General features: G+C 62.6%; 17 protein-coding genes. 7 read left to right on the forward strand and 10 right to left on the reverse strand.

What is annotated here, in order from left to right; genetic code table 11:
* Positions 1 to 120 precede the first annotated feature (120 nt).
* Complete coding sequence (locus QEN71_RS27000; protein WP_201656053.1) at positions 121 to 813, forward strand: FadR/GntR family transcriptional regulator; 693 nt, start codon at positions 121 to 123, stop codon at positions 811 to 813.
* A gap of 186 nt (positions 814 to 999) precedes the next feature.
* Here the strand turns inward: QEN71_RS27000 and gap are convergent, their stop codons facing one another.
* Together gap and tkt are read right to left on the reverse strand one after the other, a co-directional pair.
* Positions 1,000 to 2,010 carry a type I glyceraldehyde-3-phosphate dehydrogenase gene (gap, locus tag QEN71_RS27005; RefSeq protein ID WP_028371814.1) on the reverse strand — a complete coding sequence of 337 codons (1,011 nt, stop codon included), beginning with the start codon at positions 2,008 to 2,010 and terminating at the stop codon, positions 1,000 to 1,002.
* A 105-nt stretch (positions 2,011 to 2,115) separates the two neighbouring features.
* Entirely contained in the window at positions 2,116 to 4,134 is a 2,019-nt protein-coding gene (gene tkt, locus QEN71_RS27010; RefSeq protein ID WP_201655788.1) for a transketolase, read from the reverse strand.
* Between the two features lie 624 nt (positions 4,135 to 4,758).
* Between tkt and QEN71_RS27015 the strand changes: the two genes are divergently transcribed.
* Both QEN71_RS27015 and QEN71_RS27020 read left to right on the forward strand, forming a co-directional pair.
* Positions 4,759 to 5,172: a VOC family protein gene (locus tag QEN71_RS27015; protein ID WP_201655791.1), complete on the forward strand. Its 414-nt coding sequence runs from the start codon at positions 4,759 to 4,761 to the stop codon at positions 5,170 to 5,172.
* 19 nt (positions 5,173 to 5,191) lie between these two features.
* The gene (locus QEN71_RS27020; RefSeq protein ID WP_201655794.1) at positions 5,192 to 5,932 is read left to right on the forward strand and encodes a 16S rRNA (uracil(1498)-N(3))-methyltransferase; all 741 of its coding nucleotides are present in this window, start codon (positions 5,192 to 5,194) and stop codon (positions 5,930 to 5,932) included.
* A 97-nt stretch (positions 5,933 to 6,029) separates the two neighbouring features.
* Here the strand turns inward: QEN71_RS27020 and QEN71_RS27025 are convergent, their stop codons facing one another.
* From QEN71_RS27025 to QEN71_RS27040, 4 genes are all read right to left on the reverse strand, one after another.
* Positions 6,030 to 6,590 (reverse strand): barstar family protein, encoded by a 561-nt coding sequence (locus tag QEN71_RS27025; RefSeq protein WP_201655797.1) that lies wholly within the window; start codon positions 6,588 to 6,590, stop codon positions 6,030 to 6,032.
* Positions 6,591 to 6,606: 16 nt separating this feature from the next.
* The gene (locus QEN71_RS27030; RefSeq protein WP_201655800.1) at positions 6,607 to 7,005 is read right to left on the reverse strand and encodes a ribonuclease; all 399 of its coding nucleotides are present in this window, start codon (positions 7,003 to 7,005) and stop codon (positions 6,607 to 6,609) included.
* A gap of 127 nt (positions 7,006 to 7,132) precedes the next feature.
* Complete coding sequence (gene ltrA, locus QEN71_RS27035) at positions 7,133 to 8,857, reverse strand: group II intron reverse transcriptase/maturase (protein WP_201655803.1); 1,725 nt, start codon at positions 8,855 to 8,857, stop codon at positions 7,133 to 7,135.
* 1,388 nt (positions 8,858 to 10,245) lie between these two features.
* The gene (locus tag QEN71_RS27040) at positions 10,246 to 12,540 is read right to left on the reverse strand and encodes an NADP-dependent malic enzyme (RefSeq protein WP_201655806.1); all 2,295 of its coding nucleotides are present in this window, start codon (positions 12,538 to 12,540) and stop codon (positions 10,246 to 10,248) included.
* 250 nt (positions 12,541 to 12,790) lie between these two features.
* Between QEN71_RS27040 and thiL the strand changes: the two genes are divergently transcribed.
* The 4 genes from thiL to QEN71_RS27060 are packed head-to-tail and all read left to right on the forward strand — an operon-like array spanning position 12,791 to position 15,472.
* Complete coding sequence (gene thiL / locus QEN71_RS27045; RefSeq protein WP_201655816.1) at positions 12,791 to 13,786, forward strand: thiamine-phosphate kinase; 996 nt, start codon at positions 12,791 to 12,793, stop codon at positions 13,784 to 13,786.
* Positions 13,776 to 14,417 carry a phosphatidylglycerophosphatase A family protein gene (locus QEN71_RS27050; RefSeq protein WP_233472006.1) on the forward strand — a complete coding sequence of 214 codons (642 nt, stop codon included), beginning with the start codon at positions 13,776 to 13,778 and terminating at the stop codon, positions 14,415 to 14,417. Before thiL ends, QEN71_RS27050 begins: the two co-directional genes overlap by 11 nt.
* A gap of 33 nt (positions 14,418 to 14,450) precedes the next feature.
* Positions 14,451 to 14,951: a CinA family protein gene (locus tag QEN71_RS27055; RefSeq protein WP_028371806.1), complete on the forward strand. Its 501-nt coding sequence runs from the start codon at positions 14,451 to 14,453 to the stop codon at positions 14,949 to 14,951.
* An 8-nt stretch (positions 14,952 to 14,959) separates the two neighbouring features.
* A complete protein-coding gene (locus tag QEN71_RS27060; RefSeq protein ID WP_201655822.1) occupies positions 14,960 to 15,472 on the forward strand; it encodes a cupin domain-containing protein in 513 nt (170 codons plus the stop codon).
* A 30-nt stretch (positions 15,473 to 15,502) separates the two neighbouring features.
* Here QEN71_RS27060 and pyrF read toward each other — a convergent pair whose 3' ends face one another.
* From pyrF to QEN71_RS27080, 4 genes are all read right to left on the reverse strand, one after another.
* The gene (gene pyrF / locus QEN71_RS27065; protein WP_201655825.1) at positions 15,503 to 16,318 is read right to left on the reverse strand and encodes an orotidine-5'-phosphate decarboxylase; all 816 of its coding nucleotides are present in this window, start codon (positions 16,316 to 16,318) and stop codon (positions 15,503 to 15,505) included.
* Between the two features lie 125 nt (positions 16,319 to 16,443).
* Positions 16,444 to 17,502, reverse strand: a complete 1,059-nt coding sequence (locus tag QEN71_RS27070) for an aldose 1-epimerase (protein ID WP_201655828.1) — start codon at positions 17,500 to 17,502, stop codon at positions 16,444 to 16,446.
* A 208-nt stretch (positions 17,503 to 17,710) separates the two neighbouring features.
* On the reverse strand, positions 17,711 to 18,631 hold the full coding sequence (locus tag QEN71_RS27075) for an SMP-30/gluconolactonase/LRE family protein (protein WP_201655831.1): 921 nt from the start codon (positions 18,629 to 18,631) through the stop codon (positions 17,711 to 17,713).
* The gene (locus QEN71_RS27080; protein ID WP_201655834.1) at positions 18,628 to 19,428 is read right to left on the reverse strand and encodes an SDR family NAD(P)-dependent oxidoreductase; all 801 of its coding nucleotides are present in this window, start codon (positions 19,426 to 19,428) and stop codon (positions 18,628 to 18,630) included. Before QEN71_RS27080 ends, QEN71_RS27075 begins: the two co-directional genes overlap by 4 nt.
* Between the last annotated feature and the right edge of the window lie 20 nt (positions 19,429 to 19,448).

Genomic DNA, 19,448 nt, shown 5'->3' on the forward strand with positions numbered 1-19,448 from the left:
TACCCGATCTGGTCTGACCGGCTTTCTCGCGCGGAACTTGCTATCGGAACGCGGATTGCACGTTGAATGCGAAGCCGTTCTAGAATGCTGGTCAGACCGCCCCAAACCGCCGCCGACATCATGAAAAACGTGCCGCACACCGTCACTGACGCCGCTATCGCGACGATCCGCGAGAGGATCGAAGGCGGCGCTTATCCTGTCGGCAGCTTGTTGCCGGCGCAGCGGCAATTGTCGGAGGAACTGGACATCAGCCGGGCGTCGCTGCGCGAGGCGCTATCGACGCTCGAAGCGCTCGGCATGCTGACGATTCGCCCTGGCAAGGGCGTGTACGTGCAGTCGGCGAAGGCATCGTCGGCGCATCCGTGGCGGTTTGCCGATCAGTCGTCGTTGCCGGATACGTATCAGATGCGGTTTGCGCTGGAAGGGTTTGTCGCGCGGATGGCTGCGCTGGCTATCGGTGACGACGATGTTGTGTGGTTCGAGGACAATATCGCCGCCTTGCAGACGGCGCTCGTGAACGGTGATCTGGACGACGCCTCGCAGCTCGATTTCGACTTTCATATGCGCATCGTGGCGATTGCTGGCAATGCTGCCATCGAGTCTATTCTGCGCAGCAGCGCGGATATCATGAAGGAGAGTCAGCGGATGCCTTTCTATCGGCGTGAGCTTGTGCTGTCTACTTATCATGAGCATCGCGCGATTCTTGATGCGCTTAAGGCGCGGGATCCTCACCGCGCTGGTCTTGCTATCGAGAAGCACATCGCTAATGCCGCGCAGCGGGCCGGGGTTTATTTTCCTACGCCGCAGGCGTGATTCTGGCCTTTGGTTTTTGCTTTTGGTTTTGCTGCGCTGGCATCCGCGTTTTGCTTTCTGTGCTTCATGCGTTGCCCCTGTGCGGGGCAACGCTAATAAACCGAAAGCAAATCGCGGATGCCAGCGAAGTCAAAAAAAAGGCCACCCAAAAGAGCGGCCTTCGGCAGAACAAAAAAACAAAAAACCTTACTTCGCGTTAGCGAAAGCGACCGCCGTATCAAGCATACGGTTCGAGAAGCCCCACTCGTTGTCGTACCAGCTCGACACCTTCACCAGACGGCCCGACACCTTGGTCAGCGTCGCGTCGAACGTCGACGAAGCCGGGTTGTGGTTGAAGTCGATCGACACCAGCGGTGCCGAGTTATACCCGAGGATGCCCTTCAGCGCGCCTTCCGATGCTTCCTTCATGATCGCGTTGACTTCATCGACGGTCGTGTCGCGCTTGGCGATGAACGACAGGTCGACGATCGACACGTTGATCGTCGGGACGCGGATCGCGTAGCCGTCCAGCTTGCCGTTCAGTTCCGGCAGCACCAGGCCGACAGCCGATGCCGCGCCCGTCTTCGTCGGGATCTGGCTGTGCGTGGCCGAGCGCGCGCGGCGCAGGTCTTCGTGGTACACGTCCGTCAGAACCTGGTCGTTCGTGTACGCGTGGATCGTGGTCATCAGACCCGTTTCCAGACCGATCTTGTCGTTCAGCGGCTTGACGAGCGGTGCCAGACAGTTCGTCGTGCACGATGCGTTCGAGATGACCGTGTGCTCAGCCTTCAGCACGTTGTGGTTCACGCCGTAGACGATCGTCGCGTCGACGTCCTTGCCGCCCGGCGCCGAGATGATCACCTTCTTCGCGCCACCCTTGATGTGCGCGCTTGCCTTTTCCTTCGTCGTGAAAAAGCCCGTGCACTCCATCACAACGTCGACGCCCAGCTCGCCCCACGGCAGTTCAGCCGGGTTGCGGTTGGCCAGCACGCGGATCTTGTCGCCGTTGACGATCAGGTTCTCGCCGTCGACGGTCACTTCGCCCGGGAACTTGCCGTGCGCCGTGTCGTACTGCGTCAGGTGCGCGTTGGTCTTGGCATCGCCGAGGTCGTTGATCGCAACGATCTCGAGGTCGTGCTTCTTGCCGTTTTCATAGAAAGCGCGCAGCGTGTTGCGGCCAATACGGCCATAGCCGTTGATTGCGACGCGAATCGTCATGTTCTATCTCCTGATGGCTGAAAAAATCGGTGATGCTTCGGCTCATGCGCTTCGAAGCGTTCACGCGCGCCGCCCGAAAAGCGGCGCGCACGACGCTGCGCGCGATCAGCCGAGTGCGGCCTTAGCCGTCTCGACAACCTTCTCGACGGTGAAGCCGAAAAACTTGAACAGCACGCCGGCCGGGGCCGACTCGCCGAACACGTCGATACCGACGACGCCGCCTTCCAGGCCCACATACTTGCGCCAGAAGTCGGTGACGCCCGCCTCGATCGCGACGCGGCGCACGCCGTGCGGCAGAACGCGCTCGCGGTATTCGGCGTCCTGCTTGTCGAACGTGGTCGTCGACGGCATCGACACGACACGTGCCGCAATGCCTTCGCGCGCGAGCGCTTCGACCGACTTCATCGCCAGTTCGACTTCCGAGCCCGTCGCGATCAGGATGATCTTGCGTGCCGGGATGTCGTCGTTCCAGTCCTTCAGCACGTAGCCGCCCTTCGCGATGTTCGCGATCTGAGCGTCGGTGCGGGTGTTGAACGCGAGGTTCTGACGGCTGAAGATCAGGCACGACGGGCCTTGATGTTCGACGGCTTGCGTCCACGCGACGGCCGTTTCGACGGTATCCGCCGGACGCCACACCTGCATGTGCGGAATCAGACGCAGGCTCGCGACGTGTTCGATCGACTGGTGCGTCGGACCGTCTTCGCCGAGACCGATCGAGTCGTGCGTGAACACGAAGATGGACGGCGACTTCATCAGCGCGGCGACGCGCAGCGCGTTGCGGCTGTAGTCCGAGAACGTCAGGAACGTGCCGCCGAACGCCTTGTGGCCGCCGTGCACGGCGAGGCCGTTGATGGCCGCGCTCATGCCGAATTCGCGCACGCCGTAGTTGACGTAGTTGCCCGCCGCGCCGTTTTCGCCGACGCGCACGTACTTCGCCGCCTTCCAGTTCGTGAGGTTCGAGCCCGTCAGGTCGGCCGAGCCGCCGACCAGTTCCGGCAGCACAGCCGACAGGCCTTCGATGGCCTGCTGCGACGCCTTGCGGGTCGCGATGGTTTCAGCGCGCTCGTTTGCGCCGGCAATGATCGCCTGCGCCTTTTCCGCCCAGTCGGCCGGGAGCTTGTTCGCCATGCGGCGCTCGAAATCGGCGGCTTCCTGCGGATACTTCGCGCGGTAGGCAGCGAACGCGTCGTTCCACTCGCGTTCGATCTTCGCGCCCTGCTCCTTCGCGTCCCACGCTGCGTAGACTTCTTCGGGGATCACGAACGGCGGGTAGTTCCAGCCGAGCTTTTCGCGCGTGGCCGCCACTTCCTTATCGCCGAGCGCCGCGCCGTGCACGTCGTGCGAGCCCGCCTTGTTCGGCGAGCCTTCGCCGATCACGGTCTTGCAGCAGATGAGCGTCGGCTTGTCCGACTGCTTCGCCTTCTTGATGGCGGCGTCGACAGCTTCGACGTCGTGGCCGATCACGCCCGGGATCACGTTCCAGCCGTACGCTTCGAAGCGCTTCGGCGTGTCGTCGTGGAACCAGTGGATCACGTCGCCGTCGATCGAAATGCCGTTGTCGTCGTAGAACGCGATCAGCTTGTTCAGCTTCAGCACGCCTGCCAGCGAGCAGGCTTCGTGCGAAATGCCTTCCATCAGGCAGCCGTCGCCGAGGAACACGTACGTGTGGTGATCGACGATCGTCGCGTCAGGCTTGTTGAACTCGTTCGCGAGCAGCGATTCGGCGAGCGCCATGCCGACCGAGTTCGCGAGACCCTGGCCGAGCGGGCCCGTGGTCGTCTCGACGCCCGGCGTGATGCCGTATTCCGGGTGGCCCGGCGTCTTCGAATGCAGCTGACGGAAGTTCTTCAGCTCTTCCATCGGCAGGTCGTAGCCCGTCAGATGGAGCAGCGAGTACAGCAGCATCGAGCCGTGACCGTTCGACAGCACGAAGCGGTCACGATCGGCCCAGTGCGGGTTCTTCGGGTTGTGACGAAGATGACGCGACCAGAGCGCCACGCCGATCTCGGCCATGCCCATCGGCATGCCGGGGTGACCGGAGTTCGCTGCTTGAACGGCATCCATGGCGAGCGCGCGGATCGCGTTGGCCATCAGGGAAGTAGGGGCGGGAGACGGGGTCGTCATGTCGAGTCCGGAGAATGGTCCAAAAAGCGGGGGCGCCGATGGTGGTCCGGAAGTCGTGCGGCCAATCTGCTTCGGCGCACGGTGCGGCGCCGGGAGACGCGAGGCGGGCAGAGCAAACGGACAGGGCTGCAAAGCGGGATATTCTAACAGATAGCCAGCCTTGGCTTCGGCCATAGACGGGCGTTTCGGAGCGATCCGGCGCGCATGATCCTGCCGTCGGCGCACTGCAAACGGGTGTCTGCACGGCACGCCCGGACTCGATCGGTCAACCATCCGGAAGGTTTCCGCCGCGGGTCGCCGTACAGGTCGATACCGCGTATTCTTCCGAACTTTTGTGGCGCTATCGGAATCTTTCCATGCACAGGCGAATTGGCCGGAGCGGCGGATCGGCTCGTTCCGATGGTTCGAACCTGCGAAAATCCATCAACACCCAACGCCCGGAAATATCGCTTCGCGCGCGAACATTCGCCGTTCGTCGCGCGTGCGGCGATAAACTAAGCCGATTCTTAGAGCGTTAGCCTTGAGAGTGCTGCAAAATTCATCGCTTCTTCGGCACTGGCCGCCGCAAGGCAACCGGGATGCGAAGGCGATGGCATACCGACCCACTGGTTTCAGGAGAGTTCGATGACTGCCCCACGCCCAGCCGGAGTGCCGTGGCTGACGCCGTATCTGACCGTCCGTGACGCGCGTACCTCGATCGCATTCTTCGAAGCAGCGTTTGGTTTCCGCATCCGGGACAGCGTGCATGACGACGGCGCCGTCATGCATGTCGAGATGACATATCAGGACCAGCTGATTGTGATGTTCGCTCCGGAGGGCGCGTTCGGCTCGACGGCCCAAACGCCGAAAAGCGCGGCCACGACGGCACCCCAATCGTTTTACCTCTACGTCGACGACGTCGACTCGGTTTATGCGCGCGCCATCGCGGCCGGCGCCAGGTCGCTGAGCGAACCACAAGATCAGTTCTGGGGCGATCGTTTCGCCCAGATCGAAGATCTCGACGGCTATCGCTGGGCGTTAGCCTGCCATCTGTCTTGAGTGAATGAGAACTTTCCTTATGCCTCGCTTCTTCGTCGGCACCCCGTTCAAAACCGACGACATCGTTTCCTTGCCGGATGAAGTCAACCGGCACGTCCGCGTCCTTCGCCTGCAGCCGGGCGATACCGTGAGCCTGTTCAACGGCAACGGCGGCGAGTACGGCGCCGAAATCGTCGATATGGATCGACATGGCACCATCGTGCGGATCGGCGAATTCCGCGACATCGAAGCCGAGCCGCCGTACCAGCTGACGCTCGCGCAAGGTATCGCCGGCAGCGACAAGATGGACTGGCTGATCGAAAAAGCCACCGAACTCGGCGCGTGCGAATTCGTGCCGCTCACGACGACGCGCAGCGTCGTGCGGCTCGCGGGCGAGCGCGCGCAACGTCGCCAGGTTCACTGGCAGCGGATCGTGCAGGCGTCGTGCGAACAGTGCGGCCGCAACCGCCTTCCCGAAGTGATGCCGACGCGCGAACTGGCCACCTGGCTCAGTTCGATGCCGAAAGATCCCGTCGACGGCGAACTGCGTCTGCTGCTGTCGCCGCGCGCGAGCGTGCCGTTCTCCGCGCTGCCGACCGAGCCGCCGAAAGTCCGTGCGCTGGTGCTGGTCGGTCCGGAAGGCGGCTTTTCGGCTGCCGAAGAAGCGGCGGCCGCGAGCCACGGTTTCATGGCCGTCGGCCTCGGTCCGCGCGTGCTGCGTACCGAAACGGCTGGGATCGCTGTCCTGTCCGCGCTGGCTGCGCGATGGGGCGGCTGGTAAGCAGCGTTTCCACCGCTTCAGATAAAAACATCGCCGAAAATGCAAAAAGGCCCGCCAATCTGGCGGGCCTTTTTCATTTCACGTCGAATGAGACAACTCAGGCAAACGAGTAAAACACCCGGAACGCGACCTTGCGCTCAGCCCAGAACTCCGCCGCCTCGCGGAACACGTCGAGCAGCGTCTCGCGCGCTTCCTTGTCGAATTTGATCGCGATGGGCAGCGCCTCGAGGACGATGACGAAGCCGGGTTGCGTTCCCGCCTTGTGCACGAGGTCAGTCAGCGAGTCGTACAGCGCGTCGTAGTTCTTGCCGAAATGCTTCGGAAACAGGAACGACGTCGCGATCGTTTCCATCACTTCCTGTTTCGACTGGGCATTCCCGACAAACGCATAGAGAAAATGCTGACCGAGCCGATTTGCTTCGTCGGCGAGATCCTGCACGCGGAACGCGCGGATCGACTGCACGATGTTCGGTCGTACGGTCTGGAAAAGCTCCATGCGTTCCTCTTCCGATGAAGGTCTCGTGCCGGCTTCGTGATGAGCGCCATGGTCCTGGCCAGCATCGCGCATCTGCATGACGCGCTGGAACATATTGCCCTCGCCGGGCGCGAAAAAATCCGTCGCGACTTTCGAGTCGTGCGCGTAGACGTTGTCGCTCATGCCGATTATCCCGATGTCATTCAATAATGCGATTAAAACTGGCGTAGTGGTCGTCTGAGTAATAACAATTGCTGGTCCGCCTGAGCGGCCCTCCACAGACTATGCGGCGTGCGCCGCGATCGCGGGCGCCTGGCGTGGGAACGGTGTATTCGCGGTAATAACCGCGCCGGTGCGGCGGCAGCAACCGCTCACGATTGCCGAATACGACGCCGTCCTTCTCATACGGGTAAGGCCCGCCAGCTGCAATCAAGTTCAATGTGCGGGCGGCTTCGGGCGGTAATTGCGCCGCCGCGATGGTGCCCCCGACCTGTCCCTGTTGCGCTTCCCGAGCCCAGACACCTGACGGAAATCCGCCGACAAGACCGACCGTCAAGGCGGCGATCAGCACGCCGTCGCGGAGCCACTTGCGTGCCATGAATCAGGATTCCCGCTGTTGACTAACGAGTTTGACGACCATGTAGGGTAGCCCTCCCCCCTTGCGGAGAAAGGGCCCCCTAAGAACCGTACGTGCGACTTTCACCGCATACGGCTCAAGCCCACGCCTACAACTTTTTCAAAGCCCGACCCGAAGGTCGAACCGGCTTCGTTACTGCAATATTCCTAGCATGCACCTGTCGGTGGCAGTCAGGGTGAAGCAGAACCCGGTTGGAGAGCGCATTTGACCCGCCATGCATCCGATACACCAGATGATGATCGTGCCAACTTGTCTCATCCGTCAAGGCACCGCCGCAGTGCGCACATATCCCGCTCTGCGATGAGTACAACGAGAACCATTCCTTCAGATAGCTTCTGGATCGCTCCATACGCTTCTGACGCAGTTCCTCACCGTACTGCTCCATTGTCGGATCGAAAGGGTTGTAATCGCCCTTAACCTTCCTGTGCCGCTCAATCGCTGTACCGCTGATCTGATACAACTCAAGCAGCCCCTTACTACCGTCATCACGTTCCATGGGCGCGGCGAACACCCAGCGCCGGTCTCCCACCGAGTGAAAGTACTTCTTTCTCACCCAATCGGATCCCTTGTTGGGATGCCGCCGTTTCGACCACCGCCAGAGCCTCCCGAAGAGCAGATGCTCCATGCGGCTATACGCCTGTTTGGCAACGACGGGCTGGTGATACTGCGCCCAACCCCGCAACATCGGATTCAGCAGGCGAATCAAATCCGTCTGCGTTACCGCCTTGTTGCCGCTGATCGTCTCCGCCACCTTACGATAGAACGTCTGCACGTTCTTCTTCGCAGGCTTGATGAGCAGTTTTCCAGAATACTTCCGGAAATTCCACCCGAGGAAGTCGAAACCGTCGTCGATGTGTGTGACGCGCGTCTTTTCCTCGGACAGCTGCAGCCCTCGAACCGCAAGGAATGCCTCCACCCAAGGCCTGACTTCGCAATCTAGCGTCTCTTTCGAGTCGCCGGTAATCACAAAGTCATCCGCGTATCGAACTACGTTGATCTTCAGCTTCGACGCTTTCACGATCCCCAGTTTTGCACCAAGGTGCTGCGCCAGTTCACGTTCCAGCCCGTTCAGCGCCATGTTCGCCAGCGTCGGGGAGATGATCCCCCCTTGCGGCGTTCCGGCGTCCGTTGCCTCGTACCGGCCTTGATACACCAGTCCGGACTTCAGCCACTGCCGGAGGATCACGCGGTCCATGGGGACGTTGTTTTCCAGCCAGTTGTGGCTAATGTGATCGAAGCATCCCTTGATATCCGCTTCTAGTACCCATTGGGCCGAGACCCGCTTGGACATGGTGACGAATATCTGAGACATGGCGTCAGCGGTCGAGCGGTTTTGCCGAAACCCGTAAGAGTTCAGGTCGCTCGTCGACTCTGCCACCGGCTCGAGAGCCAATAGGTGCAGGGCTTGCATAGCCCTGTCCCGCATGGTCGGAATGCCCAGAGGGCGCCTCTTTCCATTGGCCTTCGGGATGTAGACCCGCCGCAGTGGCAAGGGTCGGTATCCGCGCCGTTTCAATCGGCCGACTGCTGCCAGTCGGCTTTCAGGCGTTGCCCACAGTTCACGATCGACTCCCGCCGTTCGCGCACCAGTGTTTTCAGTAACCCGTCGTACCGCATACAACTTCGCGGACAACGTGCGGGTCAGCATCCGTTGCAGGGCTTTCACTCTGCGCCAGTCGCGTTCCCGCGTCGCCTTCGCAATTCGTATCTGCATCCCCCTCACGTTCCGTACAACCCGCCGCCAATCAACGGCGTGCCAGTCGTCCGGTGCGCGGGAAAGCGCAGATCCATCCTTTCGGATTGACTCTTCCATGCTGCTCTCCTTTCCGGAAAAAGAAATTCCCCGGACAAGGAGGCGCACCACTCCCCGACGGGGAGCAGCAACGCCCCCCGCGGGGAATAATTCATAGCGACGCGGACGAATCCGTGTCGCGACCAGTTTTCAAGGGTCTCACAGCCGTCTTGCGACGGTGGACCATAAGGAAGTCAGCCCGTTTTCACGGTGGGGTGATGTTCCAACCCCTATCCGCCCCATTACAGGACAGCGTTCGCTTTTTCCTCGCTCCCATACCCGCACCTCCGACGGTTCCCCTCGCGGTTCACTTGCCAGCGATCCACCGCTGGCGGAGATACGGGCTTACCACGTTCCCGGCCTGTCACACGACTGGTTTAGGTTCTACCTATTCCCCGGCGATCTGAAGACGACGTAACCCGAACTTTCAGCGAGTTATCCGACCGCATACCTTTTGGCTTGTGCCCATTAGCAGCTTGAGCACGGTCCTTATCACGAGGTTTATCAGCAGTTCACTTACATTAACCTTGCCAGCCAGCCTTGCTCCTCAACCCCCTCGCTGCTGGGAGTCTCTGCACGCGTACCTCACAGTACACGTACACCTGTTGCCACCAGGGGCTACGTTGTCGGGAAAGCTTCAAACGACGCAATTGCTCGCGACGCATGTTCCCCTAGGCTACCGTTGGTCGTACAACGGGTTTCCTACTCCTACCCAACCTGCGGCGGAGTCAAACAATGACACACCGAGTTTTCGCTCGTCTCCGGTTTACAATCTCGGGCTGCATGAGCCCGGAACACATCCATTGCTTCCGCTTTGTCAGCGGAAATAATGCCGCTGACTCGCGGTACCTGACGGTAATCAGGTAGTTGCAGTACGGTGTAGTGAGATGTCTCCACTTCCGCCATACCGGCAGGCCCAGTCAACCCAGACCGGGTCTAGCTGTTTCCATCTGACGCAAGCGCGAGGCTTGGCCAGTTGCAGATCGCTGACTACTTAACGCCCGCCTCACGGTTGGGGCTGCCTAATAAAATCACGGTTAGGCGGAACCGGACACGTGCAACGTGTCGCACGAAAGACGTAAGGGTATCGCTAATGTCTTTTGGAATCAACGTTCATTAGTTAGACGAAAGGTCGTCCAGGCGAAACGGACAAGGCGTCCACGCCAGTTTTGACACATCTTGACAGAGAATTTATCTCGAGCGATATAAACTTATCTTCGAGGTACGATGCTGGACGACTCTCATGCCTCGTCGTCCGGACAATCCGAACAGCGGAACATTGTCGGCGTCGGCCTTTTTGCGGGATAGCTAATCCCCAGCCATTGCTCGAAGGCGTGCCCATTGCGGGCACGCCCTTTTTTTGCCCGCGCGGGCTAACTATCGCCAGCCCGCGCTGTTTCCGGACAGATTTAACGCGTTGCGTTGACGTCCGCGACCAGCAGCGCCGTCATGTTGACGATGCGTCGCACGGTCGCCGACGGTGTCAGCACGTGCACCGGCTTGGCCGCGCCGAGCAGGATCGGCCCGATCGCGATGTTGTTGCCGGCCGCCGTCTTCAGCAGGTTGTACGAAATGTTGGCGGCGTCGATGTTCGGCAGCACCAGCAGGTTCGCGTCGCCTTCCAGCGTCGATTCCGCGAGGATTTCCTTACGCAGATTCGCGTCGAGCGCGAGGTCGCCGTGCATTTCGCCGTCCACCTGCAGATGCGGCGCGCGCTCCTGCAGCAGCGCCAGCACGTCGCGCATCTTCTGCGCGGACGGTGCGTTGCTCGTGCCGAAGTTCGAGTGCGACAGCAGCGCGATCTTCGGCTCGATGCCGAAACGGCGCACTTCTTCCGCCGCCATGATCGTGATCTCGGCGAGTTCTTCCGCCGTCGGATCGACGTTCACGTGCGTATCGACGAGGAAAATCTGGCGATTCGGCAGCACCAGCGCGTTCATCGCCGCGTACACGTTCGCGCCTTCCTTCTTGCCGATCACCTGATCGATGAAGTGAAGATGACGGTGCGTCGTGCTGACCGTGCCGCAGATCATGCCGTCGGCGTGACCCTTCGTGACCAGCATCGAGCCGATCAGCGTCGTGCGGCGGCGCATTTCCAGCTTCGCCATCTGCTCGGTGAAGCCCTTGCGGCACATCATCTTGTGGTACGTCTGCCAGAAATCGCGATAACGCTCGTCGTGATCCGTGTTGACGATCGTGTAGTCCTGACCGTTGACCAGACGCAGGCCGAACTTGGCGATGCGCTGCTCGATGACAGCCGGACGGCCGATCAGGATCGGCTTCGCGAGCTTTTCATCGACGACGATCTGCACCGCGCGCAGCACGCGCTCTTCTTCGCCTTCCGCGAACACGATGCGCTTCTTCTCCGGCTCGACGCCACGCGCCAGCTGGAAAATCGGCTTCATCGTCGTGCCGCTGTGGTAGACGAACTGCTGCAGATGCTGCTTGTACGCCTCCATGTCCTCGATCGGACGCGTCGCGACGCCCGAATCCATCGCGGCTTGCGCGACGGCGGGCGCGATCTTGACGATCAGACGCGGATCGAAAGGCTTCGGAATCAGGTATTCCGGACCGAACGACAGATCCTGAATGCCGTAAGCCGTCGCAACGATGTCCGACTGCTCCTGGCGCGCCAGTTCCGCAATCGCGTTCACTGCCGCGATTTCCATTTCCTTCGTGATGACGGTTGCGCCGACATCCAGCGCGCCGCGGAAGATGAACGGGAAGCACAGGACGTTGTTGACCTGGTTCGGGTAGTCCGTGCGGCCCGTTGCCAGCACCGCGTCCGGGCGCACTTCGAGCGCCAGTTCCGGCAGGATTTCCGGCGTCGGATTGGCGAGCGCCAGAATCAGCGGCTTCTCGGCCATCTCCTTGACCATCTCCGGCTTCAGCACGCCGCCCGCCGACAGACCGAGGAACACGTCCGCGCCGCCCATCACTTCGGCCAGCGTGCGCGCATCCGTCTCGCGTGCGAAGCGTTCCTTGTCCGGATCCATCAGTTCCGTGCGGCCCTTGTAGACCACGCCGGCCAGGTCCGTCACGTAGATGTTCTCGAGCGGCATGCCGAGATCGACCAGCAGGTTCAGACACGCCAGCGACGCTGCGCCCGCGCCCGACGCCACCAGCTTCACTTCCTTGATGCTCTTGCCGACCACCTTCAGGCCGTTCGTGATCGCTGCCGCGACGACGATCGCCGTGCCGTGCTGGTCGTCGTGGAAGACGGGAATCTTCATGCGCTTGCGGCATTCGCGCTCGACGATGAAGCAGTCCGGCGCCTTGATGTCTTCCAGGTTGATGCCGCCGAAGGTCGGTTCCAGCGCGGCGATCACCTCGACCAGCTTGTGCGGGTCCGATTCGTTCAGCTCGATGTCGAACACGTCGATGCCGGCGAACTTCTTGAACAGCACGGCCTTGCCTTCCATCACCGGCTTCGAAGCGAGCGGCCCGATGTTGCCGAGGCCGAGCACTGCCGTGCCGTTCGACACGACGCCAACGAGGTTGCTGCGCGCCGTGAAGCGCGCGGCATTCAGCGGATTCTCGACGATCGCCTCGCACGCGAACGCAACGCCCGGCGAGTACGCCAGCGCGAGGTCGCGCTGGTTGATCATCTGCTTCGTCGGGGCGATCGCGATCTTCCCGGGGGTCGGGAATTCGTGGTAATCGAGAGCGGCTTCACGGAGTTTGGTATTGACGGGAGTCGACATAAGCGGACTTGGAAGTGCGGATTAGAATAGATGTTCGACGGCATTGTAGCGCCAATCCCAAAACTCGAACCCTGCAATCCGGGTGCAAGTGCCGCGACCGAAACAGCGTGAAAGGAAAGCGCGCCCATCAGTCAAGGCGGATACCGCGACTACAATGCGCGCCTTTAGCGTCGTGTTAGCTTCCATTAGCGTTTCTTGAGCGCATCCATCCACTCGCTTTCGTGGCCTTTCGCCCTCACACGCCATATTTATGCTTTCAGAGTTTTCGCTGATCGACCGCTTCTTTGCGCGCCGCGCGTCGGGCTCGGCTTATCCGCAGCGCGCCGCGCTCGGCATCGGTGACGACTGCGCGCTGCTCGCGCCGCCCGCCGGCGAGATGCTCGCCATATCGACAGACATGCTGGTCGAAGGTCGCCACTTTTTTCCCGACGTCGATCCGAAAGCGCTCGGCCACAAGGCGCTCGCCGTGAACCTGTCGGACCTCGCGGCGATGGGCGCGAAGCCGCAGGCCTTCACGCTGGCCTTCGCGCTGCCGAAAGCCGATGCCGACTGGCTGGCCGCTTTCAGCGACGGCCTCTTCGATCTCGCCGAGCGTCACGGCTGCGAACTGGTCGGCGGTGACACCACGAGCGGCCCGCTCAACTTGTGCATCACGGTGTTCGGCTCGGTGCCGCCGCAAGCGGCGCTGCGCCGCGACGCCGCGCAACCCGGCGACGACATCTGGGTGTCGGGAACGCTCGGCGATGCGCGCGCGAGCCTCGGCGTGCAACGCAACGAGTGGTCCGCCGATGCCAACGATGCCGCGACATTCCGCCGCGCCATGGAGTGGCCGGAGCCGCGCGTCGCGCTGGGCCTTGCGCTGCGCGGCGTCGCGCGCGCGGCGCTCGACATTTCGGACGGCCTTGCGGGCGACCTGATGCACATCCTCGAACGCTCGCACGTGAACGCGACCGTCAACGCCGACGCACTGCCGCGCTCGGACGCATTGCGCCGTCTTCCTGCCGACATCCAGCGACGCTGCACGATCGCGGGCGGCGACGACTACGAGCTGTGCTTCACCGCGCCGTCTGCCGCGCGCGACGCAGTCGTTGCGGCTGGTCAACAGGCGCGTGTTTGCGTGACGCACGTCGGTACAATAACTCCGCTCGATGCGGCCGGCGCCGCGCCCACGATTGCATGGCGCGACGCGTCCGGCGCTCCACTCACTTTGACGTTGCAAGGCTTCGATCATTTCCATGCAGAATGAATCCTCGCTTGACCCGGCGGGCAGTTTCTCCGACGCGCCAACGGGCGAGTCATCCCGCCCGGCGGGCGGCACATCCTCGGGAACACCGAGCGGGACAGCGGAAACCGGCTCGAACGGCGCACCGAAAGGCCAGCCGCGCGCGCCAAAGCCCCGTCGCGCGACCGCGCGCTTCATGCTGTCACATCCGTTGCATATCTTGTCGCTGGGATTCGGCAGCGGGCTGTCGCCCATCGCGCCGGGCACAGTCGGCACGCTGTTCGCGTGGGCATCGTTCGCTGCGTTCAGCGCGCAGCTGACCGTCATCGAATGGGGCATCCTGATCATGGTCGGCTTCGTCGCCGGCATCAGCATCTGCGGCTTCACTGCGAACCGGCTCGGCATCGACGATCCGTCGCCCGTCGTGTGGGACGAGATCGTCGCGTTCTGGCTCGTGCTGCTGATGGTGACGCCCGCGACTTTCACGGGGCAACTGTGGGCGTTCATCGTCTTCCGCTTCTTCGACATGGTGAAGCCGCCGCCCATCCGTTACTTCGACCGCAGACTGAAAGGCGGCTTTGGCATCATGTTCGATGATCTCGTCGCGGCGTTTTTCACCTTGCTCGTGATTGCGCTCTGGCGGATGTCCGTCTGATCATTCGCAGCGTTCTTCTTACCCGAGTCCAGCATGGCTACCGATTCCGTCGTTCACCAACTCGCCATTCGCGTCGGCAATCGTCTGCGGGACGAGCGGCTGATGCTTGCTACGGCTGAATCCTGCACGGGCGGCATGGTCGCGACGGCCATCACCGACATTTCCGGCAGCAGCGGCTGGTTCGAGCGTGGCTTTGTCACGTATTCGAACCAGGCGAAGAGCGAAATGATCGGTGTGCCGCCCGATCTGATCGACAAGCACGGCGCCGTGTCCGAGCCCGTCGCGCGGGCGATGGTCGAAGGCGCGCTGAGGAATTCGCGCGCGCAGGTCGCGCTGTCGATTACGGGCGTTGCCGGTCCGGGCGGCGGCACCGAGACGAAGCCGGTCGGCATGGTGTGCTTCGGATGGAGCAACCGTCTGCATACGGTCGTCGAGACGCTCGTCTTCAAGGGCGACCGCGAGCGGGTGCGCGTGCAGGCCGCGACGCATGCGTTGCGCGGACTGCTGACCTTGCTCGACGAACGCGAGCGCTGAGCCTGCTCATGGACCGATCTGTCGACCGCGATGAACTGATTCGCCGCTTCGATCTCCAGCCGCATCCCGAAGGCGGCTTCTTTCGCGAAACGTATCGTTCGTCCGATTCGATTCGACGCGAAGGGTCTGCGGACACGCGTTCCGCGTCGACGGCCATCTACTACCTGCTTTGCGACGGCGCGCACTCGGCGTGGCATCGGATCCAGTCCGACGAAGTCTGGCATTTCTACGCCGGCGACCCGCTAAACGTCTACGTGCTCGAAGACGACGGCGCGCTCACCGTGCATCGTCTGGGCAACGCGCTCGAACACGCCGGTTGCGTGTTTCAGGCCGTCGTGCCGTCAGGCCGCTGGTTCGCCGCGCAATGCGACGACGCCGCGAGCGTTGCGCTCGTCGGCTGCACGGTTGCGCCGGGATTCGAGTTCAGCGAGTTCGAGATTGCTCGCGTCGAAGCGTTGCAGCGCGAGTATCCGCAGCATCGTGAGCTGATCGGGAAACTCGGGCCAGTCGTCGCCCGATAGACGACGCCGACCCGAGCGTCTGACCGTGCGTCAAAGAAACGCGTTGACGCGGTCGCGCGTATCTTTCGCAGCCTGCGCGGCGGCTTCGACCCAGTCGTCGCCCTTGCCCGCATAGAGAATCGCGCGCGACGAGTTGATCAGCATGCCCGTGCCCGCTGCCGTGCGGCCCGCCTTCACCGTCGCCTCGACGTCGCCGCCCTGCGCGCCGATGCCCGGAATCAGCAGCGGCATATCGCCGACGATACCGCGCACCACTTCGATTTCCTTCGGGAACGTCGCGCCGACCACCAGACCCAGCTGGCCCTTCGCGTTCCACTTTTCCGCCGCCAGCTGCGCCACCGTCTGATACAGCGGACGACCGCCCGTCTCAAGAAACTGCAGGTCCGAACCGCCGGGGTTCGACGTCCGGCAGAGCACGATCACGCCCTTGCCCTCGTGCTCCAGATACGGCTCGATCGAATCGAAGCCCATGTACGGGTTCACCGTGACGGCGTCCGCGCGATAGCGGTCGAACGCTTCGCGCGCGTACTGCTCGGCCGTGCTGCCGATGTCGCCGCGCTTCGCGTCGAGAATCACGGGCAGACCGGGATGCTTCAGATGAATGTGCGCGATCAGCTGTTCGAGCTGCTCTTCGGCGCGATGCGCGGCGAAGTACGCTATCTGCGGCTTGAACGACGAAGCGTACGGCGCCGTCGCGTCGACGATCTTCTTGCAGAAATCGAAGATCGCGTCAGAACGGTTGGCGTAGGCGCCGGGAAACTTCGACGGCTCGGGATCGAGACCGACACACAGCAGCGAATTCGTCGTGTGCCATGCGTGGTCGAGCGTCTGGATGAATGTGGACATAGGAAATCTCGCGGCGCGCGGGTAACGGATGAGCCGCGTATTTTACCCGCGCCGCCCGATGCAGGCCGTGTCCGCTATCGGTGCGTTCCGGCCGGCATGGATGCTTACCAGCACTTGATTCGCGCTCAGCCGCGCTTCGACCCGCGCCCGCCCGCCACCGCGCGCAGCCCCGTGCGTTCCACCGCGAAGCTGAACGAGCGCACCAGCCGCTCGCCGCGTCCGAGCATCGTCATGCCGTTGTCGGCCGCACCGCCCGGCAGGTTCATCGCGTTGATCGGATGATCGACGGGTTCGAAGCAGAAGAAGTCCTTCGACGCCGGCGTGTAGAGAATGTAGTACTCGGTATTCGACGACATCGTCAGCGACAGGCGGCGCTTCGGCCACACGACCGTCGCGTGTCCACTCCAGCCTGTGAACGCGTGATTGACCACCGTGCGCGGCAACGGATACGCGACACCGAATTGCCACGCGGGCGGCACGGGAACATGGCGCACAGGCAGCCAGTCTTCGCCCGACAGCCACAATCCCGCTGCTGCCGCCGACAGCTGCGTATCGGCGTCGCGCACCAGAAACGGATGCACGCCGAGGCCGAACGGCATCGCGTCGCGCCCGGTGTTTTCCACTTCGAGTGTGATGACGAGCGTCGAACCTTCGAGCGCATAAGTCTGCGTCGCGCGGTACGAATACGGCTTGCCGTCGCGCCGGTCGAGCGTCAGCGTGACGCTTTCCTGATCGGCCGCCGCGACATCCCAGTTCGCGAGCCAGCCGTCGCCGTGAATCGGCAGCGGTTCGCCTTCGCGATTGCACGGCACGTCGACGGAACGTTCGCCCAGCTTGAACTGCCCTCCGCCGATCCGGTTCGAATACGGCAGCAGCGAATAGCAGGCGAGATCGTTCGCGTCGGTGTCCGCATCGACATGACGGCAGCGCCTGAACACGGGCACGAGCGTGCCCTCGTTGCGAAAGTCGAAGCGTGTGATGCCGCCGCCCAGCGACGGCGCTACATCGAGACGCAGCAGCGAATTGGCGAGCGTCACGCACGCGACGTCGCCGGCAGCGCCCGCGCCGACGGCGACTGCGGACGTGCTCGGCCCGGCCAGCACGGGCTGCACGGCAGCCGCGAGGCGGGCGCGACGCGCGCGCGATTGTGGAGAAGTCGGGACAGCGGGATTCGCGACAGTCATATCAAACTCCCACGAGAGGCATCGAACAGCGTAATCGGCGCATCGGAGAACAGATGGCTGCTTGTGCGGGCGGCGCGTCGTAGCGGCCGCCTCCTGAGTCTTTGCTGCATGCTATGCCCCGTCAGAACTTGCGATGGGGCGTGAACTGCCCTGCTTTGGATACTTCGAAACGTTCGTGGTTCGATGGGGTTTACTCGCCCTGCTCGCTCTATTTCGCCGCGAGCGCCACGGGCGAACCCTTGAACACCGGTTCCGGCAAACCGCGCCGTCCTTGCGTCGCGACGTACACGCCGCCCGCGAGCGTATCGCCTGCAAGCGCCTGCGCATCGAGCCCGACGCGCGCGCTCGTCACATACAGCGTGCCCAGCTGCGCGCCGCCCAGCGCGACGCAACTGGGCTGCACGGTCGGCACATCGACACGTTCCGTCTCGACGCCGTTCGCGTCGTAGCGCACGACGCGCCGTCCGCCCCACTGCGCGTTCCACAGGCCGCCTTCGCTATCGACGGTCGAACCGTCCGGCTCGCCCGTCTTGTCCGTCAGCTTCACGAACAGCCGCTCGTTGGCAACGCTGCAGTCGGCACGGTAATCGCAGGCGCGGATTTCAAGCGTCGGCGAATCGCAGAAGTACATCGTCGCGCCGTCGGGACTGAACGCGATACTGTTCGAAATCGCCGGCGATGGCAACGCCAGCCGTTCAAGCGACAGATCGTGATTCAGCCGGTAAAAGCCGCCAATCGGCTGCACGGGCGACGCTTCATCCTTCGTGCCGAACACGAAACGCCCCTGACGATCGCAGCGCCCGTCGTTCACACGCGTATTCATGCCCGGCTCGACATCGACGATGTGCTCGATCTGACCCGTTGCAAGGTCGAAGAAAGCGAGTCGCGACGCGAGACCGAGCAGCATGTAGTGCGGATCGGCACACAGCGCGAACGTCGACAGCCGCTCCGGCATGGGCCAGAACGTGCTGCGTCCATCGCGCGGATCGTAACGCCATAGCCGCGCGCCTTCAATATCCGTCCAGTAAAAGAGGCCGCTGCGCGCGTCCCACGTTGCGCCTTCGCCCAGCGTGCATTTCGAATCGACGAGCAATGCCGCCTGGACGTTGGTGTTGGTCGCGTCGCTCATGCCCAGCCTCCGTCGACGATGATGTCCTGCGCGGTGATCATGCGGCTGTCGTCGGCCGCGAGGAAGAGCGCCATGCGCGCGAGGTCGTCGGGCAGCAGTTCTTCATCGATACACTGGCCCTGCTTGATCGCGAGACGCCCGGCGTCGTCGAGCCACAGACGCTTCTGCTTGTCCGTCATCACCCAGCCCGGCACCAGCGAGTTCACGCGAATGCCGAAGTGGCCGAGATCGCGCGCGAGCCCGCGCGTGAGTCCCTGCACCGCCGACTTCGACAGCGTGTACACGGGATAGCCGCCGTTCTTCAGCATCCAGCTGATCGAGCCGAGATTGATGATCGAGCCGCGCCGCGCCGCCTTCATGTCTTCCGCGACAGCTTGCGCCGCGAAAAACTGGTGACGGATGTTGACGGCGATCCCTGCATCGAACGATTCCGGTGTCACATCTTCGATCTTGTGACGCTTGTCGTTCGCTGCGTTGTTCACGAGCACGTCGATCGGCCCGAGCGCCGCGCGCACGTCGGCGATTGCCTTCTTCAGCGCGTCGACGTCGGTGAGATCGGCATACAGGAACAGCGGCTTGTGACGCGAATCGCCGAGCTGATCGGCGAGCGCGTCGCCCGCCGTTTCGTCGATATCGAAGAACGCGACGCGCGCGCCCTGCGCGACGAAATGCTCGACGAACGATGCGCCGATGCCCGTCGCGCCGCCCGTGATCAGCACCGTGCGGTCCACGAGACTCGGATAGCGCGCGTACTGGCTTTGCTCTTCACGCGCGGTCGCATTGGCGGGAGACGACATCGTTCGGTTTCCTTCTTGTG

It is taken from the genome of Paraburkholderia sabiae (assembly GCF_030412785.1).
Classification (GTDB): Bacteria; Pseudomonadota; Gammaproteobacteria; order Burkholderiales; family Burkholderiaceae; genus Paraburkholderia; species Paraburkholderia sabiae.